The following is a 16,733-nucleotide window of genomic DNA, read 5'->3' as shown; positions in this document are numbered from 1 at the left end:
GTCGTTCCAGCACTCTATTCCCTGCCAATGGGCATTGCAATTCGAGTGAAACCTTCTACCGTGGAAAATCAAGATCGATGGTCGATCTCATCAAGCCCGCGTGGTCGGTTGAGTAGGAACGAAGAGGAACGTGTGGGAATGTCGGATGATGCCAACTTGGAGGTGATGCGTCGCCTGCGGAACACACCTGCGATCTTCACCGATCTTGCCAACGCAACCGGCAACGAATTGCAACGACAAAAGCAACTGCGAAGTCAGTACGATGACGAAGTCGTGCGGGCAGCCTTGAGCCTATCGGAACTCCGCGAACGCGGCAGCCGCAAGTTTTCGCGAGCTGACCGGATGTGGTTTGATCGCGTTGGACTGGAGCAAGCCACCCCGGAAGAAGTCGCCCGTCACAAAGCCCAACGTTTCGATGGACCCGTTTGGGACCTGTGTTGTGGGATTGGTGGTGACTCCATCGCGTTGGCCGAACGAAACGATGTGAATGCAGTCGACTTGAATCCGGCGGCGTGTTTACGAACTGAGTGGAACGCGGACGTTTACGGCGTTGCGGATCGGATCACCACGCGAACCGCCGATGTGAACGAGATTTGGGAAGATGCGGTTGCCTCGGGGGATTGGATTCACGTCGATCCGGATCGGCGTGTTGGTCGAAAGCGGTCTTTGCGAATCGAAGACGGCCAACCGGACCTGGATGCATTGATTGATCTCATCCATCATGGTCGCGGTGGAGCAGTGAAACTGAGTCCGGCGTCGAACTTTGTCGGCAAGTTTCCAACTGCGGAGATCGAACTCATCAGTCTTCATGGCGAATGCAAAGAAGCGACGGTGTGGTTTGGCGAACTCGGCGAACCGAGTTTGTGGCGGGCAACGGCCCTGCCCTCCGGTGAGTCAATCTGTGGTGACCCGCTCGATGCTTGGGCGGAGTTGAACTCCCTAGGTGAATACTTGTTTGACCCAGATCCAGCCGTTGTTCGGGCCGGTTTGGTTTCGTTGTTGGCCGAGCAACTCGAAATCTCTCGACTGGACGATGCCGACGAATACCTCACCGCAGATCGCCAGGTTTCCTCGCCGTTTTTGCGGACGTATCGGGTCGTGGCGGAATTGCCGAACAATGATCGCACCTTGCGAAAGTTCGTGCGAGAGGCGAACTACGGCCAAGTCGAAATCAAGTGCCGACATGTTCCCGTCCAAGCGGACGCGGTTCGCCGAAAACTTCCGCTTGGTGACGGTCCGATGGCGAGTCTCATTTACGCCAAGATCGCTGGGCGAACGAAAATCGTGATCGCCCAGCGTATTGATCCCGCCGAGACTACTTCGACTGCATCAACGTCTTGATTTCCGCATCGGACAACGCTCGATCGAATACGGCGATTTCGTCGAGTCGGCCTTCCCAATTGTCCTCATTGGCTGCGTGACCAGCGAAGAAGATTGTTTCAAACCCGGTGCCGAGTTTCGTTGATGATTCCGTGGTGATCTCCGGCTCGTCTGCGTTGTTGAGAAAGACGCGAATCTTTCCATCCTTGCAAACGAGGACGACATGATTCCACGTCCAGCGTTCGATTTCTTGTTTGCCGGTCGCAATCTCAGTGCGGTCGGTATCTCCGGAGTGAAGAATCAACCGGCCGGGGTTGTTGTCCTGACCACCAAGACCGAGATGAATTCCGGGAGAATCCGCCAGGAACTCATGTCCGCGGGAGAGAATCCATCCGGTCATGGCTCGGGCGTCGGTGGGCATTCCGTTCCAAATCCAGAGTGAAATTGACCAGTCACCTTGCAACTCCGGTAACCGTGTACGAAGCCGCCCGCCAGCGAAATGAGCGGCGCGATTGAGATCGTCACCTTTGGTGAATTCTGGCTCGGTAGGGCCATCGAGGAAGAAGGCCACACGCGGTTCGTAGAACCCATCGTGGTGATTCTGAGTCGCATCGACGGCGACCGGTCCGGACATATCCGCAAGATGCCAGTACGCAAGCGGCTTCATATCTGAGATCGCCTTGCTCGCCGTGCCGATGGTTGGTGCATAAGGTTTTCTCGGTTCGCCGGTAACTTGCTCGAGCAGTTGTAATCCGGCAGCAACGACCTTGGGCTCCGCGGTTACTTCCAAGCCCGCCGAACGTGCCGCCCAGGTGTTGTAGCCACCGAGCACGTGTTGTTCTGGCGGCGGGATGTAGCCGTCCCCACCATTCGCCAATTCAATGACCATGGTGGACTCGAACGGCGACTGCAATTTGAACTTCAACCCAGTCAAGGCATATGTTTCCGTGGGAGTCGTCACAATGGCGATTTTCCCAATTCGGAGCGCCTGCACCACGATTTTTGTTTCCTGCATCTCGTGGAGAAAGAGTTGTTCGCGGGCATAAATTTCGTCTTGGGTTTTGGGGAGTCGATCCCCGATTCCGTCGACGATTTTCTGTGACCACTCCAGAAGTTGCTCGTTCGGCACACGATATTTGACCGGAATACGGGTTTCCGCCATCGCGAGTTTTTCGGGGGAGTGATATTCGATTTCTTCGTATGCGGCGACGGCTCGATCGAGCAGAGCCGACGTGTATTCTTCGATTGGGACCTGCTCGTACTTTGAGGGATTTCGATAGTCGCGGCGCCAAATATCACCACTGCATCCATGAGACATCAGCCCAACGAACGGCGGGTGCTCGTCGGAATCGGTGCTTGCGATTCGCTCTTTCAATCCGTCGCAGAACAGTCCAAAGTAATCCGGATGCAACGCGGGAACGCCACTGAAATAGTGCATCGAAAAATTCCCCAGCACGGCAATCGGTCGACCGTCTAGTGATTGGAACGAAATCATTGCGAGTTCGGGATCTTCCGGGCCGGATTCGCCAGTGACAACGTCGGGATTGCGACCGGCGTGCATGTTCGCTTGAACGGTGGGGTTGCCGAACGGGTCCGCATCGACACGATCGGAACGACGAATCCATCGCCGAAGGGCCGTGAATTCGTTGGCATCGCAACTGCCCCATCCGACTTGAGCCGGTTCGAGATTTGCCTGAGCGGCGGCAATGGCCTCGACAAGTTTCTGGCGAAGGAACGGCACGTAGTTGGAATCAGCGGGGGTTCCCAGGGCTCCCATGCTTGAGGGGGCCGTATGCGTATGCGTGGCTGAGATCAGAACGTGATCCGCGGCAATGCCCGTCTTGACGGTCGCCAAGGCTTTGGCATCGTCGAGAAGCGATTGGGGCATCATGCAACTGTCGACCACGACAATGGCCAATTGTCTCGAATCATTCTTGAGAACAAGGGCCCGAGCGTTAACCGCCTTCACGACCGTTTCCGTGCTCCGACTGGTCATGCCACCGTTGACAAGAACAGGGAACAGGTCCGGCACAACGTTGACAATCGCGGCACCGGCTTGGAATTCGGCATGGGCACTCGTCGCACTCGAGGCCATCGCGATAACACTCAGAATCAAGGACAAAAACCACTTCATGAACCAATCCTTATTGTCTCTCAGAAAAAACAGCGAACGCCGATGCGTTGCCATTCTGTCGAAGTCCTCCGTGAATGTGTAGCGTGGCTTGGCACAATCTTTCCCATTACGGGCGGGCATTCACGAAGTCGGTTTACCGGCCGCGATTTGCGTCTCCCATTGATCCAAGAATCGTTCCAGGTTGTTCAGTTCGTCGATGTTGAGTTCTTCATGACCGAAACGGACCCGGTAAAACGCATCAGCCACGGGATCGAACAGCGGTCCCGGAATTGACTTCCAATCGACAGACTCATATCGACTTTGCACGAACCGAGCGAATTCGCGTTGTGTTTGGCTGGGGTGGCGTTTGAAACCGGCTTTCGCACTCAGACGCCGAAAACGTTCGTAGAACGCGATTTGTCGTTCCGCGTGACGTGAAGCCAATCGGCGATCTCGAAACTGCTTGAGCAGCGTCCGCCCGATCCAACGTCCTAACGCGACAACCCCGACCAATCCCAGCAAAAGGAAAAACGAAATTGCTCCGCCTTCCCAGCTGAACCATCGGCGAGGAGACATGACAATATCGCGAATTCGCCGAAGATGGTTTCCGGCATTGGTCCAAAGACTGCGGATTTGAATGCCCAGCCACAAGGCCGTTTCTTTGACTGGTGATAGCAGACTGCGTTGTTGAATTTCGTTCAAGTTCACAATGTACCGAGACCAAAAGTTCTTCATCCCAGCCTGGAAGCGTGACCAACCGGATGTCTCGCCGCCGATCTCGTTGACACTTGCCGACCGCAGGTTGGAGGGGGTCGGATCGTAAAGTCGCCATTCACCGTCGATGAACGCCTCCACCCACACGTGGGCATGACGCTCTTGCACAAGAGCATGGCCGGAATACTCGTCCACTTCGACACCCTTGAAACCACTCACCAAGCGAGCCGGAATGTGAACGGCTCTCAGCATCAACGCCAATGCGGAACCGAAATACTCGCAGTGACCGACTTTCCGAGCGAAGAGGAAGTCTTCGATGGGGTCGTCACGTGGATCGCTGATCCGTGCATTGAGCGTGTAGCCGAATTCCCCCGAGTCACGCAGGTAGTGCAAGATTCGATCGGCTCGCTCGCGGGGGCTGGGATTCTCGGCGGCTGGTTCGTTTTGTCCGTTGGTATCGTTATTGGAAGTCTGATTCCCGTTGTCGGGCTGATACCCACTTTTTTCGCGTGCCAATTCTTGAAGACGCGTCAGCTCTGTCGGCACCTGCACATACCACTTATTCAACTTCGACGTTTGTTCGTGGCGTCGCTCGGAAAACTCGTTGCCGTGCAACCGTGGCTCTTTGGAAGGAACCGGTCGTGGAGAGAGAAGTGTGTACTGAATTTGGGATTTCGGATTCCGCTGCGACTCCGGCAGACGGAGCATCATGGTGCGATCGTCTCGTGAAATGGAATCATCCATGTTGTCGAGTTTGCCACCAATGATCGGGGCGATACCGAATAGGATTTCTTTATCGACCGGTTCCAACAAAATTTCCTGGCGGATGGACCCCGGTTCGGGCAATAGAGGATTCCGCAAAACGCTTGGCTGAAACGATCGTCCACGGGTTCGGTTCTTCCAGCGTCCTCGTTGGTATTCGTCGAGCACCGAGCCGCGAAAATAGGGTTCGTCGTATCCGATGGTTTGAGCGTACCGTTCGATGTCGAGTTCCCGATCGGTCCCGTTTTCGAACAGTCGGATTTCCATCACTCTCTTGTTGCTCTCGAGAATGTCACCAAGGTCACCCAGTTGAATTTCCCGGGCGAAACCGGTTGTTAGTTGGTCGTTGGAGTTGACTTTCTTTCCCGATCCCCAAATCTCCTGGTTGCGGGGCACGATGAGAAACAATACGAACGCCATCATCAGCGAAGCGGCTCCCATCCCCAAGTTCCCAAGCGTGAATCGCGTTGTGATCCAGTTCCGAGACGGGTCTCGCTGAACCGATCCAGTCACGGTGCTTGGACGGTGCAATTCATGCAGGAGTTCAGCGGTCGGTGTGGAGTTGAGGGGTTTGGCTTTTTCCGTGGGAACCGTAGAGACTCGGTCGGCAAAGTCGAATTCCTGGTGGCTCGTGTAGAGCGAGAACACTGTGAGTGTCCACACGGACGCGAACATGAAACAGACCAGCATCACACCGTAGATTGGAGCTTCCGTCAGGACGGCACCCACCGCGGCTTGGCCGACACTCAGGGCGCAGAGCGACCAGAAATGACGTTGAGTTTTCCGCTGAAGCAGCACAATCCACGTCAGATAGACCAGAAAGTGAGCCAGAGATAGGAGACGTGCTTCGTTGTCACCGGTGACCAATGCCCAGGTCGAAACCAGCACGGCGATCGTGCCACCGGCGTTGCCGATCCAAGTGGGAAGGTCGAACCGTTCCCAGCGTTCCACGAGGAAAAACGCAGCCAACGCGATCGGCACGGTCAGGGTTTGGGGCGGGAGCGAAGTTTTCGTGCCCTCCGCGACAAGCAACATCACCGCAGAGAATGCGACGTGGCCGTAAACGCTGTACTGGAGAACGGTCAGCAGTCGCTGAGCGGACCAACCAGCCATTCCTGATTTGAGCATCGTCGTTTCACCTGTTCCAAAATTTGCTCATCACCCTCTCCCATTGACTAGCGAGAGTTCGTTTCAGTTTGGTGAAGGCGTCCGGTTTGGTCCACTGTCTCCAAGCAAATTGCCGAAGAACTTTGGTAATTTCGTCGCGGACGTGTTCGTTTCTGGTCCGCTGCCAGGTCTCGGCCAACTCCCGACCGGCTCGGTTCGTGCCGATCCAACTCAGAAGATGAACGCACCGTAACTGTCGCAAGCGGTCGGCTTTCTGATGCCGGATGGTCTCCGAAGACCGCGAATCGCCGAGCAACAACAGCAGACGGTTCAACCGACGTTGGGATTCGACCGATCGTTTTTCCCGACTCGCCCGCTGCAACGCCGATTCCGCCAGCACCCCGAATTGCCGTAACGACCAAGAGGCGTGTGCACGGATTTGATACTCTGGGTGGTCGAGTTCCGTAATCAATCGGGAAATCGTGGCACGACCATCCGGCGGGTTTCGCATGATTCGGTAGAAGGTTTCGGGATGTCTTTTCAATGTTGCGATCGCGGACCAAACATTTTGCGGCGTATCGGATTCACTGAGTTGTTGCCAGAGCATCACAATTTCGTCGGTCTTTGTGAGGTCCTGGCTTCCTTCGTCACGGACTTGGACCAAGGATGGATCAAACAAATTCCAAACGAATCCCCGTCCGCTACTGTCCACACTGACGAACGTCATCGAATCGGACAGAAATTGGATCGACGACACCGTGGCGGTATGTCCTGGCAATCGTAAACCGACGTGATGGCTGTATTCCTCAACGACGGACAACGAGTTGTCTTGTTGCGTGATGACAATGAGACTTTCGTCTGGCGACCACGCCATTGCGGGGCGATCGGGAAATTGTTGTTGTTCTCCGAATTGCGATTTGGTTTCTCCGTTGGTGATCATCAACCGATAACCGGTTCCGTACTCGGTCGCTGCGACAATTTCCCGTGAAGATGGTGACAATTGCAGCCCGGTTATCCGACTGGCCATTCGGCGTTTCCAGGTCAATTCGCCGGTGGCAACGTCCCAGCAGTACAACCGTCCGAATCGTGTGCTGAACAACCACCGAGAATCGGGACTAAATTGAAGTTGGTCCGCTTGAACTTGGTGATCAACTCGCCATGCCCTACTGGAATTACCGAGTGAGGTGATCCAAATAGGCGTCGTGTTTCGTGTCGACGCGATCAACTTTCCCGATTGATCAACTGCGCTGGGCGACTCGACCTGAGCAAGTTCTTCCGAAATATCTCCCTGACGCGACCAACGAACTACTCTGTTCCGCGTTGTCGCAACGATATGGGTGGAAGTGAGTGTGACCGAGACGATTGGTTCTGGTTTGCCGTTGTTTTCGAGGTGAAAACTTTGCAACCGTTGACCGTTGGAACAATCGAAGGTTTGAACTTTGCCATCCGATGTTCCGCAGAATGCGATCACGGGATTCTTCGTCTCATCGAGTGTCAAGCACGTGAAGCCGACACTGTCGGCGGCTTGAAACCGTGTGATGCAACCGGCGGGAAGGTTTGGGGGTGGAGCGGCGTGTGAGGGGCGAGAAACCCCGAGAACCAGTAATCCGAGGCAGACAATCTGGGACAATCGTCGTGCTGCTGAAGTGAGTCGGTGGGGAGTTGAAGTTTCCATCAACCTGGCCTGGCCACCATGCGGTAAAGTGAGCTAGACACGAAAGAGCCACCCGCGAGCGCAAGGGCAACTCTTTCGGTCCAACTGCTGAAACGTTGAGCAGACCGGAACGATCTACCCACTAGATTCAAGCTTCGATCTCGTATCCCTTGCGTTGCTCACGAGCCTGCATGCTCTGAGCTTGCTCGTCGCCGACGATCATTTCGGATTCCGGATCCCATTTGATCGGGCGACCGAGTCGGATGGCGATGTTGGCCAAATGGCACGCCGTCATCGCACGGTGGTGGGAATGGACATCACTGATGGGCTGTTCACGGACGCGGGTGCATTCGAAGAAGTTCTTCATATGGGCGTTGTTGCCGCCGGGTTCACGGCCCTTGTAAACCTCTTTCATCAACCCCTCGGGCAGCGGGTTCTTTTTCAGCTCATCGACGGGAGCCCCAACGATCTTGCCGCGATTGACCAAGAATCGGCCTTCGGTCCCTTCAAACATGATTCCGTTGCCGAAACCGAGGTCGTCCGCACTATTGCGGATGTGCATCTCCACACCGTCGGCGAATCGCTCGATGACATGGAATGACAACGCAACATTGTAGCGGTCATCTTGTACGGGCATGCCGTCTTTGAGATCAACCGCGTGCTTGGCGGCGACTGGTTCGATTTCCGTCGGGCCGGAATCATCCATGCCGAGTCCCCACATGGCGATATCCACGTGATGGGCACCCCAGTCGGTCATTTTGCCGCCGGAGTACTCGTACCACCAACGGAACTCATAGTGACACCGCGTCTTGCCCCATCGTCCGCCCTTCTTGTAGCGATAATCCACGAGCGGCGCTTGGCCGAGCCATTTTTCCCAATTCAACGTTTTCGGAACATCGGCTTTCGGAATCGGTCCACTGTCGCTGACACCACCGATCGCACAGGTGACTTTTTTGATGTCACCGATTCGCTTGTCCCGCAGCATCGCGACGGCTTGCAGGAATCGCAGACCCATTTCGCTGCGTTGTTGCGTGCCGACTTGGAACACGCGATTCGTTTCCTCCAAGACACGACGGATTTGTTTGCCTTCGTCGATTGTGAGCGTCAGCGGTTTTTCACAATACACATCTTTCCCGGCTTTCATCGCTTCGATGGCGATTTTCGAATGCCAATGGTCAGGCGTGACGATGGTGACGACGTCGATTTTGTCGTTATCGAGAATCTTTTGGTAATCCTCGAAGACTTCGACCTCCGTCTTCCGTCCTTTCTTGCCTTGAATATCCTTGACCCGTTTCGCACCACTTTCGGCGTGTGCGGAATCGACATCCGCCACGGCCACACAGTCAGCGAACTGCATCGCATTTGGGCCAACGGCTCCCCAACGGCTTCCTGTCCCGATACAACCCAACACGGGGCGTTCGTTCGGGCTATTTTGATTCCACGCATTCGCGGCCTGCACTGGGAACCAAAACGGCACACTCGCGGCACCGGCGGCGGCAGCCGACGTTTTCAAGAAGTCGCGACGTTGTAGGTGTTGAGATGCCAAGGGACCCTCCTCGAGAATTGATTGTAGAGACAGGTGTGGGAAAGGCTTTGATTCGTTCAGTCTAAACGCCCAAGAGACCGAATGGCAAACGAGTCGCAAATTCTCGGTCAGGGTTCCGGGCCATCCGGGGATAGGACGCTGAAAAACTTTTTTCAAAAACTTTCGAAAAAGAGCGAACCAAATTGAAAGATTGGCCCTCTGCGACAGTACAAGACGATGGCTGACGTTTCATCTGCGTTCGCCTTTCGTGTATAACTTTGATTACTGCTCGTCGCGGACGAGCTCATTCTTGTCCGGGAATCCGCCGCAAAGGTGCGGATATCCCATGAGGAATTGTCCTCAATTCGTTTCCTTCGGCTGCGGGGGGTGAGACCGCCCGCAGGAGGTCGTGTGATGTTGCGGAAGAATCTCAATCTCGATTCCGTCGCCCTTCTCGTTAACCATCGGTTCGCCGGTGTTGTAGCGAAGGTAGATGCCGCCGTCATTAACGCCGTCCTGCCGCGAATTATGCGCCAATGGCAAATTCGCTTACGCAGCTGGTTATGTGGGAAACGGCTATTGCATCCCGAGTTTGTCGGTTGTTGTCCGACAGGCGAGACGAAACCCAGCGGCTGGGGTGGTACCACATCAGGTATCGGCACCCAGTCTGAACGGAGTTCGTCATTCGGTTCCTTCGCATCGAGTTCGCCGGCGAGTTGCTATCAGCAGCCAATAGCGAGTTATCAATGCGGGACCATGCAACCCGGGAATGCAATGATGATGTGTGAACTGCCAAACACCCTCGCCGGGTAACCGCCAGCACAACACATCCAAGCCGTTTCTGGCTGCCACTCCTGGTCAATGATCGCCTGGGAGTGGGCATTCTCCGTTGCTCGTCGTCTCCGACGGTGCTGGGTCGCGTCGTGTTTCCATCTTCACGACGTCCTAGTTCCAAGGCCCGACGATGGTCGCGTTCGTGAACCGTCACGAATTGCGGACCCGCACGGACAACCAGCCAGCGTTTTTGCCCATGACATATCCGGATCTGCCACGTGGGGTTTTAGATACCGCCCCGGCAGACCGTCACCAGAGGAAACGCAGACACAATGGACGAAGAACAAATGATCTCGCTGGTCCAACGAGCCCAGGTTGGTGAACGGGAAGCCTTGGGCGAATTGGTCACGCAATTTGAACCGACCGTCTACGCGATCGTGTTTCGTCGATTGCGAAACCACGCCGAAGCGGTGGAAGTCACTCAGGACGTGTTCATTCAGGCGATGCGAAAACTCGATCAATTGCGAGAGCCGGAACGGTTCGCGGGTTGGTTGCGACGGATCGCTGTCCGAATGAGCATCAACCGGGCCGTTCGTCGACCGAACGAAACCGCATGTGCTCCGGAAACCTTCGGTGCCCTCACCGGCGAACCGGAAACGCCTTTGGATGGCTTGATGAAAACCGAGCGAGCCTCCGAAGTCCGGAATAGTCTAGATCGAATGCGGGATTTGGACCGTCAGACATTGTTGGCGTTCTACTTCGAGGGGCAATCCTTGAAGCAGATGAGCGATCAATTCGACAGCCCAATTGGAACGATCAAACGACGATTGCACACCGCTCGTAATCGACTCAAAGAGATGTTGACCGAAATGCAATCGGCGTAGTCGATAATCCTTAACCCCTTCCGCAGCCCCCGAGTATGTTTACTCGGGGGCTGTTTTTGTGGACTCGTGATGTTAGTTGCGGTGTTTTGTGTAATTGCACATGTGTTGCAGTGTCGATAGCGATTGTTTATTCTATCGCATTGCGTATACCCAGCGTTGCAAGGAGCCGCCATGACTGCCCGTTCACTCTCCAATCTTTCTGGAATTGTCCTTTCAATTGCCTGCATTATTCACTGCATCCTTATGCCGGTGTTGTTGACCAGTTTGCCGAGTTGGGGACTGTCGTCGCTCGCAAGCCCGTGGTTTCACAAGTCGATGGCTTTGTTAGGAATTGCCGTTGGCGTTTTGACGCTTGTTCCCGGATGGAAGCAGCATCGTCGAACGGCTGTCCTGCTGTGGGCGGGGTGTGGACTGCTGGTGATGAACTACTCCGCGTTCCTGGGTGATGAATGTTGCCAGATTCCGGAGACGTCCGTTGCTTCCGCGGCAGGGGCGTGTTGCCACGATGCGTGTTGTGCGGCGACGCCCGTTGAGGAGTCAGACGACGACATGCAAATGGCGAGTGTGCCGTATTGGGGCTGGTTGTGGCAGCATCCGACGGTGTTGGGAGCCGCCTGTTTGGCCTGGGCTCACCGTTTGAACGGGGGCTGCGTTCGCAAATGTTGCCAAAGCGATTGTAATTCGGTCACACCACTGGATGCGGCGGTCTGACTCTGATCAAGCACGCTCCGCTTATGCGGGTTGTAATGCGGTTCGCGAATTTGACCTGCCTGAAATCCAAGAGTGGCCGATACTTCTTTTCACAACGGTGTGTGTCGATGGCGGTCCAATGCCTGTCGAAACCTGGGACATTGGAGAGAGTTCGGTATTAAGGGTTAGAATTCGAGTTTTTCGGACTGAGCAATCTGGGCGAACTCTTTCTGCTTGACCGGCGAAAAACGTGTGGCATACACTTAATACAAGACGCAAAGCCTCGTCCAATCGAGTTGCGCTTGGTCAAGAGTTGGACCGGTTTCAGTCCAGCGACGAAGAATCCCCTCGAATTCACTCAGATATCAACCGGCAGGGAACCCGATGCATACTCTCGGCAAGGTTTTGCTGTGGCTCAACGTCATCGGCGCGGTCGGTGCGTGCGTGCTGACAGCAAAACTGTTTGACGTACGAAACTCTTGGGCGGAAAAGGTCGAGAAAGCCCAAGACGATGTGGCCGCGAACGAGAAGACGTTGGCCGAAAGTGAAGAAGAATTTCAACTGTTGAAAAGCCAGCTTCACGATCTTTCTATCGGCTGGGGCAACACTTGGTATCCGGTCCAGGTGAACATCAATCCACAAGGTCAGATGTTTGCTCAGGTTGGACGATTGCAAGGTTTGGGGACACCGGGAGCCGGTGTCGATGCCAACACCCCGTTGCCGATCGTGCACGCCTTCATGACGATCAATAATGGCACCGAATCCCGCTACGTCGGTGTGTTCCAAGCCGTTCAAGTCGATGATAACCAAGCTCAATTCGAGCCGTTGTGGAAAGTCGAGCCGGAAGACCTCGCGGGTGTCCAACCCAGCGGCGAATGGCGATTGCGATCCGAAATTCCTGCGCGATTCACCAGCGAGTTGACACGCTTGCGTACCGATCGCGTGACAGCACTCCGGGCACGGCAAGACAAACTGCGGCAGTTGCAAGCCCAGACCGCTCAGGTCGATGACGCCAAAACAATCTTGCAAAACCGCGTCGATCAGCTTGAAGGTAAAGACGACGATCCTGGTTTGGTCGCCATGTTGGCCGATGAAGAAGAAAAGCGGAACGCGGAACTGTTCGAATTGGACGCGATTCGTCGCCAGATCAAACAAGCGGATGACAAGATCGCGAATCTGATCGAGCAACTCGAATCGCTCGAACAGCAAGTCGCCAGCAATTCGGCTGCTCCCGCATCGAATTAGCATCAAATCAATGGCCGGTTGTCTCACACTGGCCATTCCCGACTTCCGCTTTGCTTGAGCGACTGCATCGTGAATGGACTTCAAAGATGCCTCAGATTCGCACGTCGAGCGGCCATCGTTGCCGTCATGTTGGCCTATCTTGGAATGTCGCTTTGGTTTCTTGGACGACATGCAGTCGGTGATTCGGCCAGTGGACCGGTCCCCTACCTCTTCACTTGGGACATGTTCCCGAACTATCCGTCATGGTCTGCCCGGCGAATCGCTTTGGTCGAAACACAGAGCGGACAGTATTTTCAGATCCTACCGAGTCGACGTCAGCAATACCGTCGTGGTAGCGAGAAAACACACAGTCGGCTCGATCTTCCCCGTAACGACGATGCGTTGCGACAGGCAGCCGAAGTCGCCCTGGCCGACTTCCGAAGTTCATCGGCATCCTCGGACGATCCACCGACATATGTGTTTCTCTTGGAACAATTTTGGCCGGTGAGATTCAATCTTCCGGACGATCTCTACGAAGCCGCGTATGGGACCGAGAATCCACGTCGGAAATCGTGGCGGATCGTCGATGAGTCGGCTGTCGGGCCGAATGGGGAGTTGGAATGGCTGCCTCGTCCGTGACAGGATTCCTATTCGCCGTGGAAAGTCCGCGTCCGCGTGCCCTGATGCGAATCGGTTTGGCTGCCGTGTTGCTTTGGGAGTTCTCACGGAAATGGCCGGCCACGATCGAATTGTATTCCGTTGCCGGGAATGTCAGAGCGTTTCCCGGATTTCCCGAGATAACGCTTTTCGCATCAACCACAGTGGTGTTGCACACGCTGTTGCTTGTCTCGTTGGTGGCGGTGGCGGTCGGTTGGTGGACGCGGTTCAATCTGATTCTCTCCGCGACATTGGTGCTCGGTTTCGTATTTCAGGATGCGATTTCAACGCTCACTAAGTACAACGCGATTGCCATTCATCTGTTCGTGTTTCTGGCGTTCACGCAGTCGGGGGCTGTTTGGTCGGTTGATGCTTGGTTGCGACGGCGATGGTTGTCCGCCGTGCCCCTGTCACCCGTGTGGCCCCGACGGTTGATGCAACTTCTGGTCTGTGGTGTGTATTGGGGGGCGGCGATCACGAAAATCCGCCTGCCCGACTTCGCCACCGGAGACTTGCTGGAGTTCTCGCTACTCGACGACGCCTACGGCGGCACATACCTGGGCCATTGGTTGGCGGTGCATCCCACATGGCTCATGATCGGAAGCCTACTGACGGTCTTCTATGAAGTCATGTTTCCGGTGCTCGTTTGGATTCCTCAACTGCGACGAGTGATGCTGTGTTGCGGTATTTGGTTCCACGCGTCGCTGTGGGGCACGATGCATCTGGAGATTTTCTCGCCATTAATGATGGTCGCCCTGTCCGCTTTTTTGAACGAGCAGGATTTGATGTGGCTCCGTGGACGTCAGCCGACGAACGCGACCTCGATTCCGGATCGGTCGTCTGATCGAAAGCGATTTTTGGCGGTCTCTGCGAGTTTTGCGGCGTTTGTGATGGTCGCTGGTCTTGTGGTGGCCTATGGATTGCACTGGCAGAGAAAACACAAGTTCGAAGACTTCTTCGGTCAGCCGAATGCCTCTGAATTTCGCGAGATTGACGCCGACGACGCGGTGACGATGATCGACGCTTACGAGCCCGATTACGCGGACTATGTGCACCGCGTCGAGGTTGGTCATCGGATGGGGCATCGTCACGTTTTCGGTGATGAGGCTACGTTCACGCACGGTGAGGTCGTCACAATCATGGTGCGATTTGCCCAACCGCATCCGAGATTCATTCTCGATTGGAAGCTCTTTCCGCCGCAAGCTGATGGGAAAACGCCGGACGAAACAACCACCGCCCATTTCTCCCGACAGCTTGAGTCAACGCACGCATACAGCAGCATCGGCTTTCGGCTCGAAGACGATTTCCCACCGGGCCGGTATCTCATTCGCTTCACGCTTCGCGAACACTACACAGCTCCGGAATTGATCCGGGAAATCCCCTTCGAACTCGTGAAACAGTAAATCAACGAGTCGAGGTCTCTTTCAGCCACGCCTCGACATTTTGTTCCAGCACATCAAGGGTGACCGCTCCGTTCCGAAGAACGACGTCGTGAAATTCGCGGATGTCGAATTCGTCGCCAAGTTCCTGTTCAGCCCGTTTGCGAAGTTCGCTGATGCGGATTTCGCCAATCTTGTACGCCAACGCCTGGCCTGGCCAAGCGATGTAACGATCGACTTCGTTGACGATATCCAGTTCCGTTTTCGCCGTGTTCTCTTTGAACAAATCGATGGCATCCTGGCGAGTCCATTTCAGGGAATGCATCCCGGTGTCCACGACCAAGCGAATCGCCCGCCACATCTCATAGGTAAGTTGACCAAAACGGGAATACGGGTCCTCATACATGCCGAGTTCATATCCCAGCTTCTCGCCGTACAAGGCCCAACCTTCGACGAACGCGGTGTATCCACCATAGCGACGAAACTCCGGCAACGCCCCACGTTCCATCGCCAGCGCGATTTGCAAGTGGTGCCCAGGCACGGATTCGTGAAGCGAGAGTGCTTCCATTTCGTAAGTGGGCCGCACTTCCGGTTTGTAAAGATTCACAAAGTACGTGCCGGGTCGGCGGCCATCGGCGGACGGCGGCCGATAGTATGCCGTTGTGGTGTCCGGAGCGATGTGGGCGGGGATCGCTTCGATTCCATACGGGATTCGTGGCAGTTTCTTGAACAGTTTCGGCAACTCCGGATCAATCCGCCGACACACCGCCTGATAAGCTTCCAACAGTTCGTTTGGGGAATTGGTGTAGAACTTTTCGTCGGTGCGGAGATGCGTGAGGAACTCCGCGAACGTGCCTTCCCAACCAACTTCCTTAACGATCGTTTCCATCTCCGCACGAATTCGCTTCACTTCCTTCAATCCGATGTCGTGAATCTCTTGCGGTGTGAGTTCCGTTGTTGTGAACTTTCGAGCGCGTTGGGCGTAGAATTCCTGTCCTAGCGGAATCTGCCAAACGCCAACTCGGTCGAAACATGCGGGGAGGTATTCATCGGTGAAGAACGTGAGCATCTTCTCATAAGCCGGGACAACCGCTGTGCGGATTGCGGTCTGAGCTTGGGTGCGAAGACGTTGTTGTTCGGCCGCCGGAATAGATTTCGGGAACTTGCGGAATGGTTTGTAGAACAGACTTTTAGTCGGATCCTCGACGATTTGTCGTTCGATCTGGTGTGGCACACGCTCCATCACAATACGGGCGTGAACGATGTTCAATTCGATACCACGTTGCATGAGGACAATGGTCTGATCCATATAGGTCAGCATGCCATTCATGCGGGCAATCCAGTCTTCGTAGTCCTTGACGGTCTCGAAACGAAGTGCGTCTGCCGTCGAACTGGCGTCTTGAATGCCATCGCGTTGCGTGAGCGGAACCAAATGCCACCGATACTTCCACGCATCCACGCTATCTTGGTATTCCCGCTGAAACAGCCGATAGTTGATGCGGTCTTCGGGCGATAGTTTGTTTGGGTCGATGGTTTTCAACCGCTTGAGTACCGAGACCTCATATTTGTGGTATTCCTCGAGCGATTCCAGTGAGACATCCCGCCATTGATCGTTGTACCGCAAGTCGCCCAAATCCGAGGCGAACGTGGGAAACTCGCGTAGCGTGCGTTCCCAGGTCTCTTCGAACAACGCATGCAGTTTGCTGGTTGCAACCTCGTCTTCGGCAGAGGTGACAGACGAATACGCAAGAATTGCGTACGCAGCGAAGACGATGATCGGTAATCTCAGATTCTTGTATTTCCGCACGTTGTTCGTCTCACATTCAGATTGATGATCGTAGTGGAACCTAGGCGGCCCGATGTCTAGGATACTGCAATTGTCAAAGCGTGGCGAATGATACTCAATGAAAATGATGCCTGGAGTCGAAAC

Annotated in this window: 12 protein-coding genes; 6 read left to right on the top strand and 6 right to left on the bottom strand. The window is 55.0% G+C overall.

Features of this window, described 5'->3' with window-relative positions; translation table 11 throughout:
• Positions 1-138 precede the first annotated feature (138 nt).
• Entirely contained in the window at positions 139-1,341 is a 1,203-nt protein-coding gene (locus G6R38_RS04055) for a class I SAM-dependent methyltransferase (protein WP_166820377.1), read from the top strand.
• On the opposite strand, the gene G6R38_RS04050 is transcribed toward G6R38_RS04055, so the two are convergent.
• The 5 genes from G6R38_RS04050 to G6R38_RS04030 form a co-directional block, all read right to left on the bottom strand.
• A complete protein-coding gene (locus tag G6R38_RS04050) occupies positions 1,316-3,454 on the bottom strand; it encodes a LamG-like jellyroll fold domain-containing protein (protein WP_166820376.1) in 2,139 nt (712 codons plus the stop codon). The two genes, G6R38_RS04055 and G6R38_RS04050, sit on opposite strands and share 26 nt — an antisense overlap.
• Before the next feature lie 120 nt (positions 3,455-3,574).
• Positions 3,575-6,037, bottom strand: a complete 2,463-nt coding sequence (locus G6R38_RS04045; protein WP_166820375.1) for a transglutaminase TgpA family protein — start codon at positions 6,035-6,037, stop codon at positions 3,575-3,577.
• A 7-nt stretch (positions 6,038-6,044) separates the two neighbouring features.
• The gene (locus G6R38_RS04040; protein ID WP_166820374.1) at positions 6,045-7,691 is read right to left on the bottom strand and encodes a WD40 repeat domain-containing protein; all 1,647 of its coding nucleotides are present in this window, start codon (positions 7,689-7,691) and stop codon (positions 6,045-6,047) included.
• Between the two features lie 127 nt (positions 7,692-7,818).
• Complete coding sequence (locus tag G6R38_RS04035; RefSeq protein WP_166820373.1) at positions 7,819-9,216, bottom strand: Gfo/Idh/MocA family protein; 1,398 nt, start codon at positions 9,214-9,216, stop codon at positions 7,819-7,821.
• A gap of 339 nt (positions 9,217-9,555) precedes the next feature.
• Positions 9,556-9,732 (bottom strand): hypothetical protein, encoded by a 177-nt coding sequence (locus tag G6R38_RS04030; RefSeq protein ID WP_166820372.1) that lies wholly within the window; start codon positions 9,730-9,732, stop codon positions 9,556-9,558.
• 569 nt (positions 9,733-10,301) lie between these two features.
• Between G6R38_RS04030 and G6R38_RS04025 the strand changes: the two genes are divergently transcribed.
• The 5 genes from G6R38_RS04025 to G6R38_RS04005 all read left to right on the top strand — a co-directional run bounded on the left by G6R38_RS04025 (position 10,302) and on the right by G6R38_RS04005 (position 14,827).
• Positions 10,302-10,853, top strand: coding sequence for an RNA polymerase sigma factor (locus G6R38_RS04025; protein ID WP_166820371.1), 552 nt, complete (start codon positions 10,302-10,304; stop codon positions 10,851-10,853).
• Positions 10,854-11,024: 171 nt separating this feature from the next.
• Complete coding sequence (locus tag G6R38_RS04020) at positions 11,025-11,564, top strand: MerC domain-containing protein (protein WP_166820370.1); 540 nt, start codon at positions 11,025-11,027, stop codon at positions 11,562-11,564.
• Between the two features lie 363 nt (positions 11,565-11,927).
• Positions 11,928-12,788: a hypothetical protein gene (locus tag G6R38_RS04015; protein ID WP_166820369.1), complete on the top strand. Its 861-nt coding sequence runs from the start codon at positions 11,928-11,930 to the stop codon at positions 12,786-12,788.
• Between the two features lie 126 nt (positions 12,789-12,914).
• The gene (locus G6R38_RS04010) at positions 12,915-13,406 is read left to right on the top strand and encodes a hypothetical protein (RefSeq protein WP_166820368.1); all 492 of its coding nucleotides are present in this window, start codon (positions 12,915-12,917) and stop codon (positions 13,404-13,406) included.
• Complete coding sequence (locus G6R38_RS04005) at positions 13,388-14,827, top strand: HTTM domain-containing protein (protein ID WP_166820367.1); 1,440 nt, start codon at positions 13,388-13,390, stop codon at positions 14,825-14,827. Before G6R38_RS04010 ends, G6R38_RS04005 begins: the two co-directional genes overlap by 19 nt.
• 1 nt (position 14,828) lies before the next feature.
• Here the strand turns inward: G6R38_RS04005 and G6R38_RS04000 are convergent, their stop codons facing one another.
• Positions 14,829-16,610 carry a DUF885 domain-containing protein gene (locus tag G6R38_RS04000; protein ID WP_240928057.1) on the bottom strand — a complete coding sequence of 594 codons (1,782 nt, stop codon included), beginning with the start codon at positions 16,608-16,610 and terminating at the stop codon, positions 14,829-14,831.
• Between the last annotated feature and the right edge of the window lie 123 nt (positions 16,611-16,733).

The organism is Thalassoroseus pseudoceratinae (genome assembly GCF_011634775.1).
Taxonomy (GTDB): domain Bacteria; phylum Planctomycetota; class Planctomycetia; order Planctomycetales; family Planctomycetaceae; genus Thalassoroseus; species Thalassoroseus pseudoceratinae.
Note: the sequence above shows the minus strand (reverse complement) of the source record. Positions and strands in the feature narration are given on the sequence as shown.

Coding starts and splice junctions, on each gene's coding strand:
- G6R38_RS04055 (WP_166820377.1), top strand. CDS start 139: ATGTCGGATGATGCCAACTTGGAGGTGATGCGTCGCCTGCGGAACACA.
- G6R38_RS04050 (WP_166820376.1), bottom strand. CDS start 3,454: ATGAAGTGGTTTTTGTCCTTGATTCTGAGTGTTATCGCGATGGCCTCG.
- G6R38_RS04045 (WP_166820375.1), bottom strand. CDS start 6,037: ATGCTCAAATCAGGAATGGCTGGTTGGTCCGCTCAGCGACTGCTGACC.
- G6R38_RS04040 (WP_166820374.1), bottom strand. CDS start 7,691: ATGGAAACTTCAACTCCCCACCGACTCACTTCAGCAGCACGACGATTG.
- G6R38_RS04025 (WP_166820371.1), top strand. CDS start 10,302: ATGGACGAAGAACAAATGATCTCGCTGGTCCAACGAGCCCAGGTTGGT.
- G6R38_RS04020 (WP_166820370.1), top strand. CDS start 11,025: ATGACTGCCCGTTCACTCTCCAATCTTTCTGGAATTGTCCTTTCAATT.
- G6R38_RS04015 (WP_166820369.1), top strand. CDS start 11,928: ATGCATACTCTCGGCAAGGTTTTGCTGTGGCTCAACGTCATCGGCGCG.
- G6R38_RS04010 (WP_166820368.1), top strand. CDS start 12,915: ATGTTGGCCTATCTTGGAATGTCGCTTTGGTTTCTTGGACGACATGCA.
- G6R38_RS04005 (WP_166820367.1), top strand. CDS start 13,388: ATGGCTGCCTCGTCCGTGACAGGATTCCTATTCGCCGTGGAAAGTCCG.